This window comes from Gemmiger sp. (genome assembly GCF_057431175.1).
In genome coordinates this window covers 47,775-66,102 of record NZ_DBMDDV010000014.1, presented here as the reverse complement: position 1 = coordinate 66,102, position 18,328 = coordinate 47,775, and the positions used below count along the sequence as shown (strand labels likewise).

The following is an 18,328-nucleotide window of genomic DNA, read 5'->3' as shown; positions in this document are numbered from 1 at the left end:
AGCACAGAAGATAACAGCGAAAGCAAACAACACACTAAAGCACCAACTCTGCTTGCGTGACTTCCGGCTTGATATACCACTTCCATTTCAGCCAAGTCCTTGTTGCGATGTTCTTTTCTGCTTGCATTTAAGATTTCGTCCTTTTTCATCAAAACACCTCCATGCCAAGTTTTCTTTGCATATTTTAATTATACACATACCAAGTTTTCTTGTCAATAGAGTTCATAAAAAAAGTTACAACCGATATAATAGGTAACTTTTCTACCACTTCGATTATACTCACGACTTAATGACTTCTTGAATACTTGCCAAAAAAGAAAAACTGCCATCGGTTTGACAGCAGTTCTTCTTCGGTTGGTATCAGTTAGGAATACATAATATCATTCAATACAATCTCATCGGCACAGGCTCGAATGTTATTCATCAATCCTATCCATCTCATCATATCCGTTGCTTTCAGTTCTTCCGTTGCACCCTGCTTCTTTGCCATTTCCTTTATCAGATATTCCGCCATACAGTAAACGATTTCGGCGCATCCCCACGATCAAGGATGTCATGTACTCTCTGACCTGTGATGCCGACATCATGACCAAGATTACCGAGGATACGTAGGACTACACCAACAGCAAGAGCGCTAAAATTACACTTACGGAGGTGCAGTGCGCTTGCGCTGCACCTTTTTTGGTGTTTATGCGAAAAAAGAAAACGACAGAAAGAACGGAGGAATACACGATGTCATTTCCGGAAAATTTCGTCTGGGGCGCGGCAACCGCAGCCTATCAGGTCGAGGGCGCAGTGCAGGAGGATGGCAGGGGACTGTCTATCTGGGATACCTTCAGTCATACGCCGGGCAAAACAAGGAACGGTGATACCGGGGATATCGCCTGCGACAGCTACCACCGCTGGGCAGAGGATATTGCCCTGCTGAAAGAGATGCACCTGAAGGCATACCCCTGCCGTTTGCTGCTGCTCTACCAGTGCGATCAGCCGGCAGATTTTGTTTTTATTCAAGCCGGGGCTTGCAATGTAAATGCTTTTGTTTGCCTGCTGCAAATCCTTTTCGTAAACAGGCAGATAGGATTCACTGTCGAAAATTGCATGATCACATCTTTTTCAAAGCCCTGAAATTGGTGTACAGTGGCGCATATCGCCAAGGAGCTTTGGAATTGGACCGATACATACACCATTGAGGTTGCCGACCTAAGAGATGCCCTCTGCGCGCTGATGGTCGTGCTTGCGATCGATGCAGAGAAATGCTCGCGGTATAACCATACCTGACAGGCTGCACACAAAAAATACTCCCTTATTCTGCTGCGCGCGCAGCAGGATAAGGGAGTTTTCTGGTTCGCGAAGCAGCACGCCGGTGTATAAAGACCGTACAGAAAAAGCAGCAGCCCACTGCGGGCTGCTGCTTTGCGGTAAAAGGCGGGCGGTCAGCCCATGACGATCTTGACCTCTACGGTTGAGCCGGCGGGAACAGGGGAAAGGATGTTACCGCTTACAGGCTTGCCGTCCACGGTCATGGCTTTGACGCCCTTTTCCAGATGGTCAGGGTTCTCCACAACGATTTCATAGGTTGCCCCGCGCCAGACACGGCGCAGGGTAAAGCCGTCCATCGTGTGGGGGATGCAGGGGTCGATCTTCAGCCCGGCCAGCGTGGGCTGGATGCCCAGGATATACTGGCTCACATCCACAAAGGTCCAGGCCGCCGTGCCGGTCAGCCAGCTGTTTTTTGCTTCGCCAAAGGTGGCGGCGTCGCGGCCAGCCACCATCTGGCTGTAGACATACGGCTCGGTGCGGTGGATCTCACTGATGTCTTCAATGTATGCCGGGCAGGTCTTTTTGTAGATCTCAAACGCGCGGTCACCATGGCCGACTACAGTCTCGGCACAGCTGACCCATGGGTTGTTGTGACAGAAGATGCCTGCGTTCTCCTTGTATCCCGGGGGATAGCTGGAAATCTCGCCCAGTTCGAGATGGTACTTCGTGTAGGCGGGCTGCAGCAGCACAATGCCGTACTTCGTGTCCAGCTTGTCTTTCACGCTCTGCAGGGCGGTTACGGCTTCGCCGGTGTTTACGCCGATGCCTGCCATGACGCACATACCCTGCGGCTCGATGAAGATCTTGCCTTCCTCGCATTCCTCACCGCCGATCACATGGCCAAAGGCGTCGTAGGCGCGGCGGAACCAGCTGCCGTCCCAACCGGCAGTCAGTACGGTATGTTCCATCTCTGCAACCTCGGCGCGCACGGCGGCAGCTTCGTCGGTGCGGCCGGTGCTGTCAAGAATTTCGGCAAACTGGTTGCCGTACTTGACATACATACCGGCGATGAACACGCTCTCGGCTACAGGACCCTCGCTCGGGCCGGTGGTCTGGAAGCTCTCGCCCGGCTCTTTGCTGAAGCAGTTCAGGTTCAGGCAGTCGTTCCAGTCGGCGCGGCCAATCAGCGGCAGACCATGCGGACCCTTGTGGGTGCGCAGGTAGCCAAAGCTGCGGCGCAGATGCTCAAGCAGCGGCTGTGCAAGGCTGTGGTCGTTATCAAAGTCCACCGGTTCGTCCAGAATCGAGTAGTCGCCCGTCTCGCCCAGATAGGCGTACACGGCAGCAATCAGCCACAGCGGGTCATCGTTGAAGCCGGAGCCGATGTCCATGTTGCCCTTTTTCGTCAGCGGCTGGTACTGGTGGTAGGCGCTGCCGTCGGGGAACTGGGTGGCGGCAATGTCCAGAATGCGCTCCCGCGCGCGGGCGGGGATCAGATGCACAAAGCCGAGCAGATCCTGACAGGAATCGCGGAAGCCCATGCCGCGGCCGGTGCCGCTCTCATAATAGCTGGCAGAGCGGCTCATGTTGAAGGTGACCATGCACTGGTACTGGTTCCAGGTATTGACCATGCGGTCGAGCTTTTCATCGCTGCTCTTGACCGAGTAGGTGGACAGCAGGTTGTTCCAGTGGTCGTGCAGCCTGGCAAGTGCCGCATCGACCTGCGCATCCGTGGCATAGCGGGCAGCCATCGCCTGGGCGCGGGTCTTATTGATGACGCCGGGCGCGGCCCACTTCTCGTCCTCCGGGTTTTCTATATAGCCCAAAACAAAAATCAGGCTGCGGCTTTCGCCGGGCTGCAGGGTGACATTGACTTGATGCACGCCAACGGGTGCCCAGCCGTGGGCAACAGAGTTGGTGCAACGGCCGTTTTCCACGACCTCGGGATTCGCATTGCTGTGCCATGCGCCTAAAAAGGCGTCCCGGCTCGTGTCAAAGCCGTCAATGGGCGTGTTGACGGTGAACAATGCGTAATGGTTGCGGCGCTCGCGGTACTCGGTCTTGTGGTAGATGGTGCTGCCCTCGACCTCGACTTCGCCGGTAGAGAAATTGCGCTGGAAGTTGGTGGAATCGTCCACAGCATTCCAGAGGCAGAACTCCAGATAGCTGAATATAGTAAACGATTTCGGTACATCACTCTCGTTGGTCAGCACCAGACGGTCGATCTCGCAGTTGTCGCCTACCGGCACAAACAGCTCCAGCTTCGCGGTCAGACTGTTCTTTTTGCCGGTAATGATGCTGTACCCGAGGCCGTGGCGGCACTCATAGCTGTCCAGCTCGGTCTGGGTGGGCTGCCAGCCGGGATTCCAGACGGTATCGCCGTCCTTAATATAGTAATACCGACCGTTAGAGTCCGCAGGTACGTTATTGTAGCGGTAGCGAGTGATACGCCGCAGCTTGGCATCCTTGTAAAAGCTGTACCCACCGGCCGTGTGGGAAACAAGGCTGAAGAATGCCTCGCTGCCCAGATAGTTGATCCACGGCAGTGGCGTGCGCGGCGTGGTGATGACATATTCGCGTGCGGTATCGGAAAAATGACCGAACTTCATAGAGACCCTCTCCTTACTTATGGAAAGCAGATAAAATCGTGAGTTCAAGTCGAAAACGATTAAGTTATTACCCTTACAATACCGCGTTTTTCGGATAATTGCAAGGGCTGCGGCTGAATTTAACGATGATTTGGCAGGTTTCACAATTTGTGCGGCCGAAAATTGTAACGAAAAGCGGATGCTACCTATTATTTATAAGGATACTTTCTGGCTGTGGACACCCCAAAAGCAGATGGCAGTCAGGCTTGCAGGCCATTACTGGGTCGGAAAAGGCAGAAGAAGGCGCAAATTATGTCTCTTTTTCAGCGAAACTCCAAACGAAATTACCAAAACAGGTGTTTTGGCTTTTTGCAAATCGCCAAATCGAATCGAAATGCACAAAAAATGCCAAAAAGGCATTGATTTTATGGTTGACATGTTGTATAGTGAAGATGCGAAAACGATTAAGGAAGATGCAAGGAGGCGATATCATGGCATCCATCAAAGACATCGCAAAGGCATGCGGGGTCTCGGTGGCTACCGTGAGCAAGGCGCTGAACGGTCACAACGATATCAGTCAGGCTACCAAAGAAAAGGTACGCGAGGCGGCAAGGCAGATCGGCTACATGCCAAACTCCGCAGCGCGGGCCTTAAAAACGAACCGTACCTATAATCTGGGCGTCCTTTTCGTGGACGAGGCGCAAAGCGGTCTGACGCATGAATTCTTCGCGGCTGTTCTGGACAGCTTCAAACGCCACGCCGAGGGCAGAGGCTATGATATCACCTTTATCAACCACAACATTGGCCACGGACACTCCAGTTACTTAGAGCACTGCCGCTACCGCGGCGTTGACGGCGTGATTGCTGCCTGCATCAAGTTCGATGACCCGGAGGTTATTGAGCTGGCTTACAGCAACCTGCCGATCGTCACAGTTGACCATGTCTTTAACAACCGGGCTGCCGTACTTTCCGATAACACCGATGGTGTCCACAAGTTAGTGGATCAGCTTGCCGCGCTGGGGCATGAGCGAATCGCTTATATCCACGGTGAGAATCACAGCGCAGTCACCCAGAAGCGCCTGGTCGGTTTCTACCGTGCCTGCGCCGCCCATGGGATCACGGTGCCGGACGCCTACATCGTGCCGAGCACCTACCGAGATGCGAAAAGCTGCGCCGCTGCGACCCGTCAGCTGCTGGCATTGCCGCAGCGCCCCACGGCGATCCTCTTCCCGGATGACTTCTCCGCCATCGGCGGCATCCAGACGATCCGGCAGGAAGGACTTCTGATTCCGCGGGATATTTCGGTGGCCGGCTATGACGGCAACCTGATCTCGCAGATCATGTCCCCGCAGCTGACCACCTACCGGCAGGACACCGAAGCGCTGGGCCGCGCCGCGGCAGAGCTGCTTATCGAGCAGATCGAATCCCCGCGCACGGCATTGCCGGAACAGAAGCTGGTCTCCGGCAGTTTGCTGAAAGGGCAGTCCGTTGATGTCCCCAATCCATAGGTTCAAACCCGCAAGGACGCGGGTCACAATATCTGATTCATACATGAGTTCTTTTTATTAAAAAGGAGGAAAACACATTATGAAAAAGGCAATGAGTTTATTGACCGCCACTGCAATGGCAGCCACCTTGCTGGCAGGCTGCGGCGGAGGCGCCGCAAGCTCGTCCGCAGCCCCCGCCGCTGATTCGACCTCTACCGAAGCCAGCAGCACGGCCGCAGAGCCTGCTGCCGATGCAGCCGCAGAGGAGGGCAAGGTCCTGAACATCTGGTGCTGGAACGATGAATTCCAGTCCCGCTTCAATGACTATTACCCCGGCGTCAAGGAGATTGCCGCCGACAAGTCCACCACGACGCTGGATAACGGGGTCACCGTAAAGTGGACCATCAACCCCAACGATAACAACAACTACCAGAATAAGCTGGACGAGGCCCTGCTCAAGCAGGACAGCGCCGCTGCCGATGACAAGATCGACATCTTCCTGATCGAGGCGGACTACGCGCTGAAATATGTGGATTCCGAGTATACGCTGGATGTCAAGAAGGATGTCGGCCTGACCGATGATGATCTCAAGGATCAGTACCAGTACACCAAGGACATCGTTACCGTGGATGGCGTGCAGAAGGGCACCACATGGCAGGCGACCCCGGGCCTGTTTGCCTACCGCCGCTCCATCGCCAAGGATGTGCTGGGCACCGATGACCCGACCGAGGTTCAGGCCGCGCTAAGCGATTGGGATAAGTTCAACGATGTGGCTGAGAAGGCCGCTGCCAAGGGCTACAAGATGCTCTCCGGCTACGATGATTCCTACCGCACCTTCTCCAACAATGTTTCCGCCGGTTGGGTGGACGGCACGACCGTCAAGGTCGACCCCAACATTATGAACTGGGTCGATCAGACCAAGACCTATACCGATAACGGCTACAACAACAAGACCAGCCTGTGGAGCGACCAGTGGGCCGCCGATCAGGGTCCTGCCGGCAAGGTTTTCGGCTTCTTCTACTCCACTTGGGGCATCAACTTCACGCTGCTGGGCAACTCTCTGGCCACGCCTGAGTCTGAGGGAGGCAAGCAGGAAGTCGGCAACGGTATCTTCGGCGATTACGCAGTCTGTCAGGGTCCTCAGCCGTATTACTGGGGCGGCACTTGGATCTGCGCAGCAGCCGGCACCGACAACATCCCCACGATCAAGGATGTCATGTACTCTCTGACCTGTGATGCCGACATCATGACCAAGATCACCGAGGATACGCAGGACTACACCAACTGCAAGAGCGCTATGGATTCCATCGCTGCTGACCCGAACTTCGGCTCCGCATTCCTCGGCGGCCAGAACCACATTGCCCTCTTTGCAGAGGTTGCACCTACCATTGATATGTCCAATGCCGGTCCGTACGATCAGGGCTGCAACGAGACCCTCCAGAGCTGCTTCAAGGATTACTTTGACGGTACGGTTGACCTTGAGACCGCGAAGAAGAACTTTGAGGATCAGATCAAGGTCAAGTATCCTGAGCTGAGCAGCGTCGAATGGCCCGCATAAATACCTGTGTGACCGTTGACAAAACGAACTGAACCGCAAACGCCATGCCAGGGGCGGGGAGAGACGCCCGCCTCTGGTTTTGTTTTTATCAGATTTTGAAAGGCTCTGCCCCCAGCAGGGCAATGCCCACACAGCTAAGGAGGGCGAGACCTATGAAAACAAAAAGCAAGGGCATGAGCTACGCCAAATGGGGCTATATATTTCTGGCGCCGTTCTTTATTACCTTTTTCATCTTCCAGTTTTGGCCGCTGGCAACGACCATCTACTATTCCTTCTTTGAGTATTTCCGCAGCGGCTTAAAGATCATCGGCCCCAACTTTGTGGGGCTGAAAAACTATGCCGCCATGATCCAAGAGGTGCCGAAGTATTTCAGCAATACCATGATCATGTGGCTGATGGGCTTTATCCCGCAGATTATTGTATCGTTGGTGCTGGCGGCGTGGTTTACCGATCTTCGGTTGAAGCTGCGGTTTCAGGGCTTCTTCAAGACCGTCATTTATATGCCCAACCTTATCATGGCATCGGCGTTCGCCATGCTGTTCTTTACCCTGTTTTCAAACGCGGAGACAGGGCCGATCAACTCGATCCTGCTCAAGCTCGGCATTGTGGCCGAGCCGGTGCGCTGGCTTTCCAATGTCTGGACAGCGCGCGGTCTGGTTGGGCTGATGAACTTCCTGATGTGGTTCGGCAATACGACCATCATTCTGATGGCTGCCATCATGGGTGTGGACCCCGGCCTGTATGAGGCCGCCCAGCTGGACGGTGCATCCTCGACCACAATGTTCTGGCGCATCACGATCCCGCTGATCCGCCCGCTGCTCGTCTACACGCTGATCACCAGCCTCATCGGCGGCCTGCAGATGTTTGATGTGCCGCAGGTTTTGACCAACGGCAAGGGCGACCCGAACGGCTCGACCAACACCATTATCATGTACCTGAACCAGCACCTGTACAGCAAAAACTACGGCACAGCCGGCGCTATCTCGGTGCTGATGTTCCTGCTCTGCGCGGTGCTTTGCGTCATCATCTACTTTACCCTCACGCAGGAGGATGACGGCCTGACCCGTGAGCAGCGCAAGGCTGAGAAAGCCCGCATCAAGACAGCCAAAGCGGCCGCTAAGCATCACTAAGGAAGGAGCGTGAACAGTATGCCGAACGAAACCAAAACTGTAGCCACCACTACCGCAAAGGCAAGCAAAATTCACGACCCTATGCTGACACTGCAGCGTGCAGTGGCCTATATCGTGCTGTTTGTCCTCTGCTTTATCTGCCTGTTCTTCTTCTATGTGCTGATCGTCAACGCCACGCACAACAACTTTACCATCCAGCAGGGGTTTGACCCGCTGCCCCGCGGCAGCTTTGGCGTTAACTTCTTCAACACCACCCATGATGCCAATGTACCGATCCTGACCGGTCTGCGCAACAGCCTGATCGTGTCGGCTGCCTGTGCGGCGCTGTCGGTCTATTTCAGCGCACTGACGGCCTACGCCATCTATGCGTATGACTTCAAGCTGCGCAAGCTGGCCTTTACCGTCATTCTGCTCATCATGACGATGCCCACACAGGTTTCGGCGCTCGGCTTTTTGAACCTGATGGACTCGATGAAGCTGACCAACACCCTCTGGCCGCTGATTCTGCCGAGCATCGCCGCACCGACAGTGTTCTTCTTCATGAAGCAGTATATGGATTCGAGCCTGCCGCGCGACATTATTGATGCGGCGCGCATTGACGGCTCGGGAGAGTTCCACACCTTCAACACGGTCATTCTGCCGATCCTGAAGCCCGCCATGGCGGTACAGGCAATATTCAGCTTTGTGGGCGCATGGAACAACTACTTTATCCCGGCGCTGATCATCAACGATGCCAAGTGGAAAACGGTGCCCATTCTGGTTGCACAGCTGCGCAGCGCGGACTTTTTGAAGTTCGATATGGGCAAGGTGTATATGATGATTACCATTGCGATTCTGCCCGTTATGATCGTCTATCTGCTGCTCTCCAAGTACATTGTCCGGGGCGTTGCATTGGGCAGTGTGAAAGGGTAAAAAAGTTTTATAGACCGTAAAAAGCGGGCGAACAGAAATGTTTGCCCGCTTCAGTTTGTCGGAAAAGCCCTTTTTCGGGTAGAAATGTAGGGCGCGTGTCTATCTCCGCGCTAAGAGCCGCCGCTGTGCGGCGGTTGCGCTCCGAAACGCGCCTGCGGGCGCAGTGACCGCGCCGCACCGCTGGCTGCGCGCAGCGCATAAAATCGCGCCGGACGGCGCACGGTTTCACGGTATATCGTACTATTGGATAGGCTCCATGCGCGTCTTGATGATCTCGCTGATTTTCTCGGCGTCGCTGTCGGGTTCGGTCAGCCCAACGATCTGCCCGTCATCCGCCATGCCGAAAATAAGCGCGCCGCCCAGTGTGTTCGCAAAAGCGCTCATGCTCTTGCACCAGCTTTTGCGCGAACTATCGGTGCTTTAATTATACAACTTGGCAGGGTCGGTTTGCAATCGTAAGTTGTACTCTCCGGTGGTAAGTTGTACGCATGGCCGTAAGACCATAGCGGGATGAATCCAATTTTTTGTAGTTTTACGGATAGGATACGATAGTATATTAGTATTTTATTTATTTAGTTATTTATTTGTGCAGGCTTTTCCTGTACAGGGAAAGCCCGTTCAGGTAAATGCCTTTGCGGTAAAATAAAAAATCCCCGGAAAGCGGGGAATTTAGGGCGCTATTTGGCTGGGAGGGACAGCTCCGACGCGGTGTGAATGCGCCTAAACAAGGGCGTTTCTCGCGGCGACAGGGGCGGTGTGCGTGAATGCTGCGGAGTAGTGCTTGTGTACAACTTCTTGTTGGAGGATAAAACTTATATACGGATTCGTAGGGCTTTTCACTGGCAAGAACCCAGTGATGCTCGTATTCATGTTTCTCAATGAGACTAAAGCTGCGCATTTATTTGAGAGTTGCGAGTCAGAATCCGTCTCACAGATTTGCCCCCAAAACTGCCCCCAAAAGGGTTTGGAACGGGTCAGCACGATGCGGCACTCCTTTGTACACAGGGGACAAAATCTATTTCGAGCCTTGGTACACAATACCACCAAACCCAACAAAACATCACTGTAACGCACGATTTTTAGATTTCTCATAACCCGGAGGTCGCAGGTTCAAGTCCTGTCTCCGCAACCAACAAAAGCTCGTTGAAACGACAAGTTTCAACGAGCTTTTTTCTACATCATGGAAAAAGTGGTAACAAGCTGGTAACTTTGACCCCAAAATGACCCCAAAACGGCAAAACGACTGCGCCCGGACGGCTGAAATTTTCAACCGCCCGGGCGCTTTTTGTGGATAAATTTTGCGGAGTTGGCAGGTAAAAATAGGAGCGGTCAGCGTAGTCAGCTCGCCTTGACGAGTACCAACACGCTGTTGTTTGGCACTACGATTTGGTCTTGTTTGGTGGGAATGGGTGGGTTCTTGTACTGGCGCAGGGCTTTTTGGATTTGCTGCTTGACCTCGAGCAGGGCGGCGTCCAGCGTGGGGGCTTGTGCGGTGACTTTGGGGAAGTCAGGAACATGGGCGGTGCAGCCGTCCGGGGATAAGGTGCAAAGTACTGGGTACGGCTGATTCTCGATGGAGATGCGGTACTGCATCCCGAACATATCGTCCATCTTGTCCATCTCATGGCGCTTGTGTTCGTCCATGCTGTGGACATAGGTGTCCATTGTGAACGCCACCGAGTAGTGACCAAGGATGGCTGACAGGGTCTTGTAGTCCATGCCGCACTCCAGCGCACGGGTGGCAAAGGTGTGGCGCAGGGCGTGGAAGGTAAAGTGTCCGATATCGGCATCCTTCAACAGGCGGTCGTAGTAATCCTTGAAGGTTTTCTGCTCAAAGTAGTGTCCAAACTCATTGGTGACGATGAAGCCGTCATCGGTGTACTTATCCCCTGCCCGCTGCTTGTCCTGCGCTTGCTGCTGTTTCCAGCGGGCAAGCTCATCTACCATTGTGCGGGTCAGCGGAATCGTGCGGCGGGAGTTTTTCGTTTTGGGTGTACCGAATACAATTTCGGTCTTGTTCTCGCCGTCGTGGGCTTCGTACTTGGCAAGGCGGTTGATGGTGCGGCGAACATGAAGTTGCGCAGTGGAAAAGTCGATGTCCTCCCACTTTAGTGCCAGCAACTCCCCCATCCGCAGCCCGGTACACAGGTCTAAGCGGATAAACACGCCATAGCGGTGGCGGTAGCTGGCCTGCACCAGCGCCCGCTGCTGGTCGTTGGTAAATACGCTGATTTCGGGCTTTTCTCCGCTGGGCAGGGTCACGGCATCGCAGGGATTATAAACCAGTAGATGCTCTTTTACAGCTTGTTGTAAGCACTTGTGTAATGCCATGTGGTAGTTGCGAAGCGTCTTGGGCGACAGCCCTTCTTCGCGGAATTTGTAGTTATAAAATTCCTGCAGGGTATGAGGTTCAAGCTTCTTGAGCAGGATTTTTCCCAGTACACAAAAGTGCTTGTTGAGATAACTGCGGTAGCTGGCGTAGGTGGACTGCTTGACGGTATCTTTCATGTAAGTCTCCAGCCAGTATTCGTACCATTCGCCAAGAGTCACCGACATAGGATCGCGCCAGCCCTGTGTGCGGACTTCGTGGGCTTGCTGCTGCAGGATTGCGATTGCCTCTTGCCGCGTGTTGCAGCAGGTGGATGTACGCCGGGGCTTGCCTGTCTTGTAGTCGATTCCGGCAGATAGCCGCACCTCCCACCGTCCGTCTGTTCGCTGACGGATGTTGCCCTCGTTGTGTCCGCGGCGCAGGGCTTTTTTAGATGTGTCTTTCACGGTGCATCGTCTCCTTTCGTGACACAAAGACTACCACAAGAGTGCGGAGAAAGCTATTCATCAGACCCGACAATCTTCGGATTCTCGTTTTGGGCTTTATTGACCTTTTGCCGTTCCAGCCAGTCAAGCAGTTCATCCCGCCGCACCAGCAGTCGGTTTCCAATGTGGAACGCAGGAAAAGTCGCGTCATGGAATATGCGGTAGGTGGTCGAACGTGAGATACCGAAGTAAGTTTGCACTTCCTTGGGGCTGACAACATTGGGCAAATTTTGAAATTCCGTGTTCATGGGTTCCTCCTATGTAAGTAGTGAAAAAACGCTTTCACTATATAGCCACTGGGAAAAGGCAAAAAGTATCGCAGACTTTTGAAATGTAATAATTTGTAATAAAATGCCGGCATTATATAGCCATTGGGAAAAATCAAAATCTTACCTGCTATAAAAATTTTCATCAAAATTAAAAAAGGCAAGCCGCAGATTAAAACGGCTTGCCTGTAGAATGACGATGCTGACGGTGATGACGATGTTTTTGATATACCCCTTTACCCTATCCCACGAACACCGTCACCACCGTCACGCTTATAGCAAAATGACGCTTGCAGTTTACTACTGCTCAAAACAAAAATAGTGATATTACGAGAAACACAAAATCAGAATGACGCAAGGCTTTCGTCAGGGGGTCTGGGGTACGCCCCAGAAATGTGCATGTGGATGACCACATGCTATGCTAGCAAAACACGTTCCCGCTCAAAGCGGGGGTAATCAAAGCGGATACGCATACAAATTCGTATATGCTCCAGAGTGAATCAGTTTAGATTCATCCAAAAATCTTGACTCGAAAAAGTGAATCAGTTTTGATTCACTCGGCGGAAAAATCCACAATTCTCGGTATATGCACCATACAATCCCAACGTGTGTAATTGAGGTGGAAATCAGGTATCCAAAGGCGACAACTGCTTGTGCCTAAAAATACAAAGGACGCTGTGTTTCACGCCGCATCACTTTTGCAGAGCACATATCAGCTTGTGCGCAATGCTTTGGGGCGCAATCGCCCATGTATCAACTCCGTCTATCAGGTCAAACAGCATGGAGTTTGTACCTAGTGTAATGCGTTTGCGCTTAGCATTGGGAAAGTATCGTTTATGCCACAGCGTAGCAAAACGCGTCTACCCAAAACAGTGGCTATCATGGCGCGCATACAAATTCATACATTCCTCGGGCGTGAATCACTGCGGATTCACGTCTGTCGAAAAAGTCCAAATTTCAGACATAGGTTTTTTGCATTGAGTTGGGGATGGGGCGCGTGCTACAATCAAAGCTAGAAAGCTGTGCCCTTTTCCGGGCAAGATTGTAGGAGGAACTGTCAATGAAACTTCGACTTGGCATCATCGGCGCGGGCAACATTGCCTCCGCCCACATCCAAAATGTCCTGGACGGGAAATGCCCGAATATCGAGATTGTGGCCGTGGCCGACCGCAAGGAGAGCCGCCGCCAGTGGGCTGCCGAAAAACTGCCCGATGCCCGCATTTTCACCGAGGGCAGCGACCTTATCGCCGCCAAATGCTGCGACGCGGTTCTCATCGCCGTGCCGCACTACCAGCATCCCACGCTGGCCATCGAGGCGTTCCGCGCCGGGCAGCACGTCATGTGCGAGAAGCCCGCGGGCGTCTACACCTTACAGGTGCGGGAGATGATCGCCGAGGCCGACAAACACCCCGAGCTGACCTTCGGCATGATGTTCAACCAGCGCACCAACTGCGTCTACCGCAAGATGAAGGAGATGCTGGACGCGGGCGAACTGGGTGAGCTCAAGCGCGTGAACTGGATCGTCACCGACTGGTATCGCACCCAGTTTTATTATGACTCCGGTGCATGGCGTGCGACCTGGGCCGGTGAGGGCGGCGGTGTGCTGCTGAACCAGTGCCCCCACCAGCTGGATCTACTGCAATGGCTGTGCGGCCTGCCAGTGCGCGTGCATTCTTTCTGCCATGAGGGCAAGTGGCACGACATTGAGGTCGAGGACGACGTGACCGCCTACATGGAGTTTGCCAACGGTGCGACGGGTGTGTTCATCACCACCACCGCCGACGCCCCCGGCACGAATCGCTTGGAAATCACCGGCACGAAAGGCCGTCTGATTTGCGACGAAAACGGCCTGACCTACGACCGCCTGAAAGAGGATGAGCGCATCTGGTGCGCCACCTGCAAGGAGGGCTTTGAAAAGCCCGGCTGTGAGCGTGTCGAGGTCGAGACCGACGGCGAAAACCCGCAGCACGCAGGCGTGCTGAATGCCTTTGCCGCCCACATCCAGACCGGCGCACCGCTGGTGGCAGACGGCCGCGAGGGCATCAACGGTCTGATGCTCTCCAACGCCATCCACCTGTCGTCCTGGCTGGGCGAGACGGTCACGCTGCCCATCGATGAGAAAAAGTTCCTGAACCTGCTCAACGAGCGCCGCGCTCACTCCCGCCTGAAAGAGGACACCGACGTGGTCATGGACACTGCGTCCAGCTACGGCGGCGGGGCAAAATAAAATGGAAAAGGTAAAAACGGCGGTCATCGGCATTGGCAACATGGGCACGGCACACGCCCAAAGCCTGTGGGATGACCGTGTGCCCGGCCTGGCGCTGGCCGCAGTTTGCGACACCGACCCTGCGCGGCTGGCCTATGCCGCCAAAGCGTGGCCCGGTGTGGCCTGCTATGCCAGCGAGGACGCACTGTTGGCCGCAGGCGGTGTGCAGGCGGCCATCGTTGCTGTACCCCATCCGCTGCACAGCAAAATTGCCTCGCTGGCGTTAGCGGCTGGGCTGCACGTGCTGGTGGAAAAACCGTTGGATGTCCGCCTTTCGGTCGCACAGGCATTGTGTGCACAGGCAAAAGCCAGCGGCAAAGTGTTTGCCCTGATGCTGAACCAGCGCACGAACCCGCTGTTCGCCAAGGCGCGGGAAATCGTGCAGGGCGGCCAGCTTGGGCAGCTCAAGCGCTCGGTATGGATCATCACAAACTGGTATCGCACCCAGCATTACTATGATTCCGGTGCGTGGCGTGCCACCTGGGCGGGCGAGGGCGGCGGCGTGCTGCTGAATCAGGCACCCCACAATCTTGACCTGTGGCAATGGATCTGCGGCATGCCTGAGAGCGTGACCGGCTACTGCGACGTGGCTCGCTACCACCACATAGAGGTCGAGGACGACGCGACGATTTTTGCCAAGTACCCGAACGGTGCGACTGGTGTGTTCATTACCTCCACCGGCGAGATGCCCGGCACGAACCGGCTGGAAATTGCCGGCACAAAGGGTAAGCTTGTCCTGGAGAACGGTGTGCTGAAATGGTGGCGGTTGAAAACGCCCGAGGATGCCATCCGCTTTGCCAGCTCCGACAACTTTGTGACGCCGGACTGCGACTATCAGGAGCTCACCCCCGACGCGCCCGAATCCGCGCACATCGGCATTTTGCGGAACTTCGCGGATGCGATTTTGCACGGCGCACCGCTGCTCAGCCCCGGCGAGGACGGCCTAAAAGAGCTGGCCATCTCCAACGCGGCCTATCTCTCCCAGTGGACCGGCAACGCCGCCATGCCGCTGCCGCCGGATACCGTGCTGTTTGATAAGCTGCTGGCCGAGCGGGTCAAGACCTCCGCCTATAAGCCCAAGACCGATACAGAGCACCCCGACGGCCGATACAGCCGCCGTTGGCAGGTGAATTGGTAACAAGGAGAACGCTATGTCAAAAACAACGCAGCTGTCTTTCCCGGCGGCGGATCCATTTATCCTGCGTGCTGTCGATGGGCGGTACTACCTTTACTGCACTAGCGAGGACGGTAGCGGCATCCCTATCCATGTGTCCGATGATTTGGTGCACTGGCAGCGATGCGGCACAGCCATCGGCAAGGATACCGCCCGCTGGGGCGTGGGTTGCTTCTGGGCGCCCGAGTGCTATGAGATAAACGGAAAATACTACCTGTTTTACAGTGCCGACTGGAAAGAAAACCCGACCGGTGCACTGGAAAACTTCCGAATCGGCGTCGCCGTGGCAGATGACCCGGCCGGGCCGTTCGCCGATATGGCCGACAAGCCGATTTTTGACCCAGGGTATCCCATCATCGATGCCGACGTTTACACCGAGGATGGGCGATACTACCTTTACTATTCCCGCTGCTGCTATGAGCACAATGTGGACGGCCTTGAAGAAAGCTGGATCTACGGCGTGGAGCTGAAGCCCGATTTTACCGGTGTTATCGGCGAACCTGTGCTGCTGCTGCGCCCGGAGCAGGAGTGGGAGGGGCGCAGCGCTGCCGCCACAGGCCGCCGCTGGAACGAGGGTTCGTATCTCCTGAAGCACAACAGAAAATACTACATGACCTACTCCGGCAATTTCTTTGCAGGGCCGGACTACGCCGTTGGCTACGCTACGGCTGACACCCCGCTGGGCCCCTACACAAAAGCACCGGAAAACCCGATTTTGGAGCGCGGCGCACAGGTGACCGGCACCGGCCACAACTGTATGTTCCGCACCACGGCGGGCGAATTGATGATTTGCTACCATGGCCGCACCGAGGCCACCGGCACTGATCGCATCGCCTTTATCTCCCCGGCACATTTTGATGAGCAGGGCAGATTGGTCATCGACGCGGAATAACGCACAACACAAAATCCCCCTGCACGTTGTCGTGCAGGGGGATTTGTGTTTTTTATTGGTCGGCCATCTGCTGGGCTTTCAAGCATAGCTCGGCAGCTCTAAAGGCGTGCGCCTGAGTCATGGCGGTCTCGGTGCGGTCGATGCAGTCGCGGATCAGCCGCCCAAAGAAAGGGCAGCCCACCTTGCCGGTGGCATTCGTGCTGAACTCACCCTGCCGGTTGGCCCAGTAGACCATGTTCTCCCGCTTTTCGCCGGCGGCCAGGTCGATGAACTTGCGCAGTTCGATGTAACCGTCTGTGCCGGTGATGAACGTCCGGCCATCGCCCCAGTTGCGCAGGCCGTCTGGCGTGAACCAGTCTACCCGAAAATACCCGCTCACGCCGTTGGCGGCGGTGGCGGTACATTCGCCGAAATCCTCAAACTCCGGCGTGGCGGGGTGGGCGTAGTTGGCCTTGCGGGCAAAGGTGATGTCGACATTCTCGACCCCGGCAAAGTAGAGAAACTGTTCCAGTTGGTGGCTGCCGATATCGCACAAAATGCCGCCGTACCGCGCTTTCTCGTAAAACCAGGCCGGGCGCGGGCCGCCCAAGCGGTGTGGGCCGAAGCCCTCAACGTGCAGCACACGGCCAATCGTGTTCTGTTTGATAAGATAGTCTGCCAGCGTGGCGGCCTCGCTGTGCAGCCGTTCAGAGTAGTAGACCATGTACTTGCGGCCAGTCTCGGCCACAGCGCGGCGGGCTGCTTCCAGCTGGGGCAGGCTCGTCATTGGCGCTTTGTCAACAAAATAGTCTTTCCCGGCGGCCATCACCTGCAGGCCAAGGGGGCAGCGCTCGCTGGGGATGGCGGCACTGGCGATAAGCTGAATATCCGGGTCGGCCAGCAGCTCGTCCAAGCTGGCCGCTGCCCGCGCCTGAGGAAAAGTGCGGCGGTAGGCGGCAACTTTTTCCGGGTCTTCATCCCAAACGGCGGTCAGTGTTGCACCGGCTTCCAGCAGACCGTTTGTCATGCCGTAGATGTGGCCGTGTTCCAGCCCCACGGCGGCAAATTGAAATTCCCCGGGGCCGACGACGGGCTGAGGTTTCGGCGGCAGGTGCAGCTCCATGTTACAAAAACTCCTTCAGGGCGTTGCAGGCGGCGTCAAAGGCGGCATCGCTGCTGGGATAGCGGTAGCCGCCCACATGGCTGGTATTGCCGTCCTGTTCCAGGTCTTTCAGTCCCTCAAACACTTGCAGGTGCGGTTCCACGGTCACGTCCTCACCGCCCTGGGCGCGGTAGGCGTCCAGAATACGCTTGACGTTGCCCAGACCCTTGCCCGCGGGCACAACGCTGCCATCGGCCAATGCGTCTTTGATATGCAGGTAGTCAATGTAGGGGTTCAGTTCTTCCCAGGCGCTCCACGTCTCCTGGCCGCACTGCACATAGTTGGCGGGGTCGAACACGCCGCGCATCTGGGGGAACGCTTTGTGCAGGTCAAGGCAGCGGGAGGCGATATCACCGTAGATGCCTTTCTCATTTTCGTGGCAGAACAGCACGCCGCTGCCCTCGCCCACGCGGAGCATTTCGCCCACTTGGTCGATGACCCTATTGCGGTAGTCGGCGGGATCCTTGCCTACGGGGATGTAGAAGGAGAACATCCGCAGCCGCTTTGCGCCCAGCACCTGGGCAACTTCCAGCGTGTGGCGCAGCTGCTCAAGGTGGGCGGCAAAATCGCCGGTCTCAATATCGATCTTGCCGATGGGCGAGCCGATGGACCAGGTGCACAGCCCCGCGTCGTCCAGCTTGCGGCGCACCTCTTTGGCCTTTTCCAGGGAAATGGCGGAGACGTTCTCGCCGTCTACCCCGCGGATTTCCAGGCCGTTCAGCCCATTGCGGCGCATCGCCGCAATCTGGCTGTCGATGGCGGGGGATGCTTCATCAGCAAACGCGTAAATTCTCATGGGAAACCTCCTCTTCGGTATATGTAGGGGCGCACCTGCGTGTG

At 55.5% G+C, this 18,328-nt stretch carries 14 protein-coding genes and 1 pseudogene; 8 read left to right on the top strand and 7 right to left on the bottom strand.

Annotated features, from left to right (window positions below; genetic code table 11):
- Window positions 1-364: 364 nt before the first annotated feature.
- Window positions 365-490 carry a TnpV protein gene (locus tag ACZO0A_RS06900; RefSeq protein WP_486846184.1) on the bottom strand — a complete coding sequence of 42 codons (126 nt, stop codon included), beginning with the start codon at window positions 488-490 and terminating at the stop codon, window positions 365-367.
- A gap of 242 nt (window positions 491-732) precedes the next feature.
- On the opposite strand from ACZO0A_RS06900, the gene ACZO0A_RS06895 reads away from it, so the two are divergent.
- Window positions 733-1,125 (top strand): family 1 glycosylhydrolase, encoded by a 393-nt coding sequence (locus ACZO0A_RS06895; protein WP_486846183.1) that lies wholly within the window; start codon window positions 733-735, stop codon window positions 1,123-1,125.
- 308 nt (window positions 1,126-1,433) lie between these two features.
- Here the strand turns inward: ACZO0A_RS06895 and ACZO0A_RS06890 are convergent, their stop codons facing one another.
- Entirely contained in the window at window positions 1,434-3,869 is a 2,436-nt protein-coding gene (locus tag ACZO0A_RS06890; protein ID WP_486846182.1) for a glycoside hydrolase family 94 protein, read from the bottom strand.
- 470 nt (window positions 3,870-4,339) lie between these two features.
- Here ACZO0A_RS06890 and ACZO0A_RS06885 point away from each other — a divergent pair, with 470 nt between their 5' ends.
- The 4 genes from ACZO0A_RS06885 to ACZO0A_RS06870 all read left to right on the top strand — a co-directional run bounded on the left by ACZO0A_RS06885 (window position 4,340) and on the right by ACZO0A_RS06870 (window position 8,935).
- On the top strand, window positions 4,340-5,356 hold the full coding sequence (locus ACZO0A_RS06885) for a LacI family DNA-binding transcriptional regulator (protein WP_294719797.1): 1,017 nt from the start codon (window positions 4,340-4,342) through the stop codon (window positions 5,354-5,356).
- Between the two features lie 79 nt (window positions 5,357-5,435).
- A complete protein-coding gene (locus ACZO0A_RS06880) occupies window positions 5,436-6,893 on the top strand; it encodes a carbohydrate ABC transporter substrate-binding protein (protein WP_337566079.1) in 1,458 nt (485 codons plus the stop codon).
- Window positions 6,894-7,045: 152 nt separating this feature from the next.
- Complete coding sequence (locus ACZO0A_RS06875; RefSeq protein ID WP_486846181.1) at window positions 7,046-8,023, top strand: carbohydrate ABC transporter permease; 978 nt, start codon at window positions 7,046-7,048, stop codon at window positions 8,021-8,023.
- Between the two features lie 81 nt (window positions 8,024-8,104).
- Complete coding sequence (locus ACZO0A_RS06870) at window positions 8,105-8,935, top strand: carbohydrate ABC transporter permease (RefSeq protein ID WP_242943432.1); 831 nt, start codon at window positions 8,105-8,107, stop codon at window positions 8,933-8,935.
- 240 nt (window positions 8,936-9,175) lie between these two features.
- Here ACZO0A_RS06870 and ACZO0A_RS06865 read toward each other — a convergent pair.
- The 3 genes and pseudogenes from ACZO0A_RS06865 to ACZO0A_RS06855 all read right to left on the bottom strand — a co-directional run.
- Window positions 9,176-9,331, bottom strand: a pseudogene (locus tag ACZO0A_RS06865) (AlbA family DNA-binding domain-containing protein); the annotation flags it as partial.
- 942 nt (window positions 9,332-10,273) lie between these two features.
- Window positions 10,274-11,710, bottom strand: coding sequence for a site-specific integrase (locus ACZO0A_RS06860; RefSeq protein ID WP_486846180.1), 1,437 nt, complete (start codon window positions 11,708-11,710; stop codon window positions 10,274-10,276).
- 53 nt (window positions 11,711-11,763) lie between these two features.
- Window positions 11,764-11,997, bottom strand: a complete 234-nt coding sequence (locus tag ACZO0A_RS06855; RefSeq protein WP_256272375.1) for a helix-turn-helix domain-containing protein — start codon at window positions 11,995-11,997, stop codon at window positions 11,764-11,766.
- 1,078 nt (window positions 11,998-13,075) lie between these two features.
- On the opposite strand from ACZO0A_RS06855, the gene ACZO0A_RS06850 reads away from it, so the two are divergent.
- The 3 genes from ACZO0A_RS06850 to ACZO0A_RS06840 are packed head-to-tail and all read left to right on the top strand — an operon-like array spanning window position 13,076 to window position 16,347.
- On the top strand, window positions 13,076-14,242 hold the full coding sequence (locus ACZO0A_RS06850; RefSeq protein WP_291211275.1) for a Gfo/Idh/MocA family protein: 1,167 nt from the start codon (window positions 13,076-13,078) through the stop codon (window positions 14,240-14,242).
- A gap of 1 nt (window position 14,243) precedes the next feature.
- Window positions 14,244-15,419: a Gfo/Idh/MocA family protein gene (locus tag ACZO0A_RS06845; RefSeq protein WP_302375792.1), complete on the top strand. Its 1,176-nt coding sequence runs from the start codon at window positions 14,244-14,246 to the stop codon at window positions 15,417-15,419.
- A 13-nt stretch (window positions 15,420-15,432) separates the two neighbouring features.
- Entirely contained in the window at window positions 15,433-16,347 is a 915-nt protein-coding gene (locus tag ACZO0A_RS06840; RefSeq protein WP_302375791.1) for a glycoside hydrolase family 43 protein, read from the top strand.
- A 52-nt stretch (window positions 16,348-16,399) separates the two neighbouring features.
- On the opposite strand, the gene ACZO0A_RS06835 is transcribed toward ACZO0A_RS06840, so the two are convergent.
- Together ACZO0A_RS06835 and ACZO0A_RS06830 are read right to left on the bottom strand one after the other, a co-directional pair.
- A complete protein-coding gene (locus ACZO0A_RS06835; RefSeq protein WP_302375790.1) occupies window positions 16,400-17,449 on the bottom strand; it encodes a Gfo/Idh/MocA family protein in 1,050 nt (349 codons plus the stop codon).
- 1 nt (window position 17,450) lies between these two features.
- Window positions 17,451-18,284, bottom strand: a complete 834-nt coding sequence (locus ACZO0A_RS06830) for a sugar phosphate isomerase/epimerase family protein (RefSeq protein ID WP_302375789.1) — start codon at window positions 18,282-18,284, stop codon at window positions 17,451-17,453.
- Window positions 18,285-18,328: the final 44 nt, after the last annotated feature.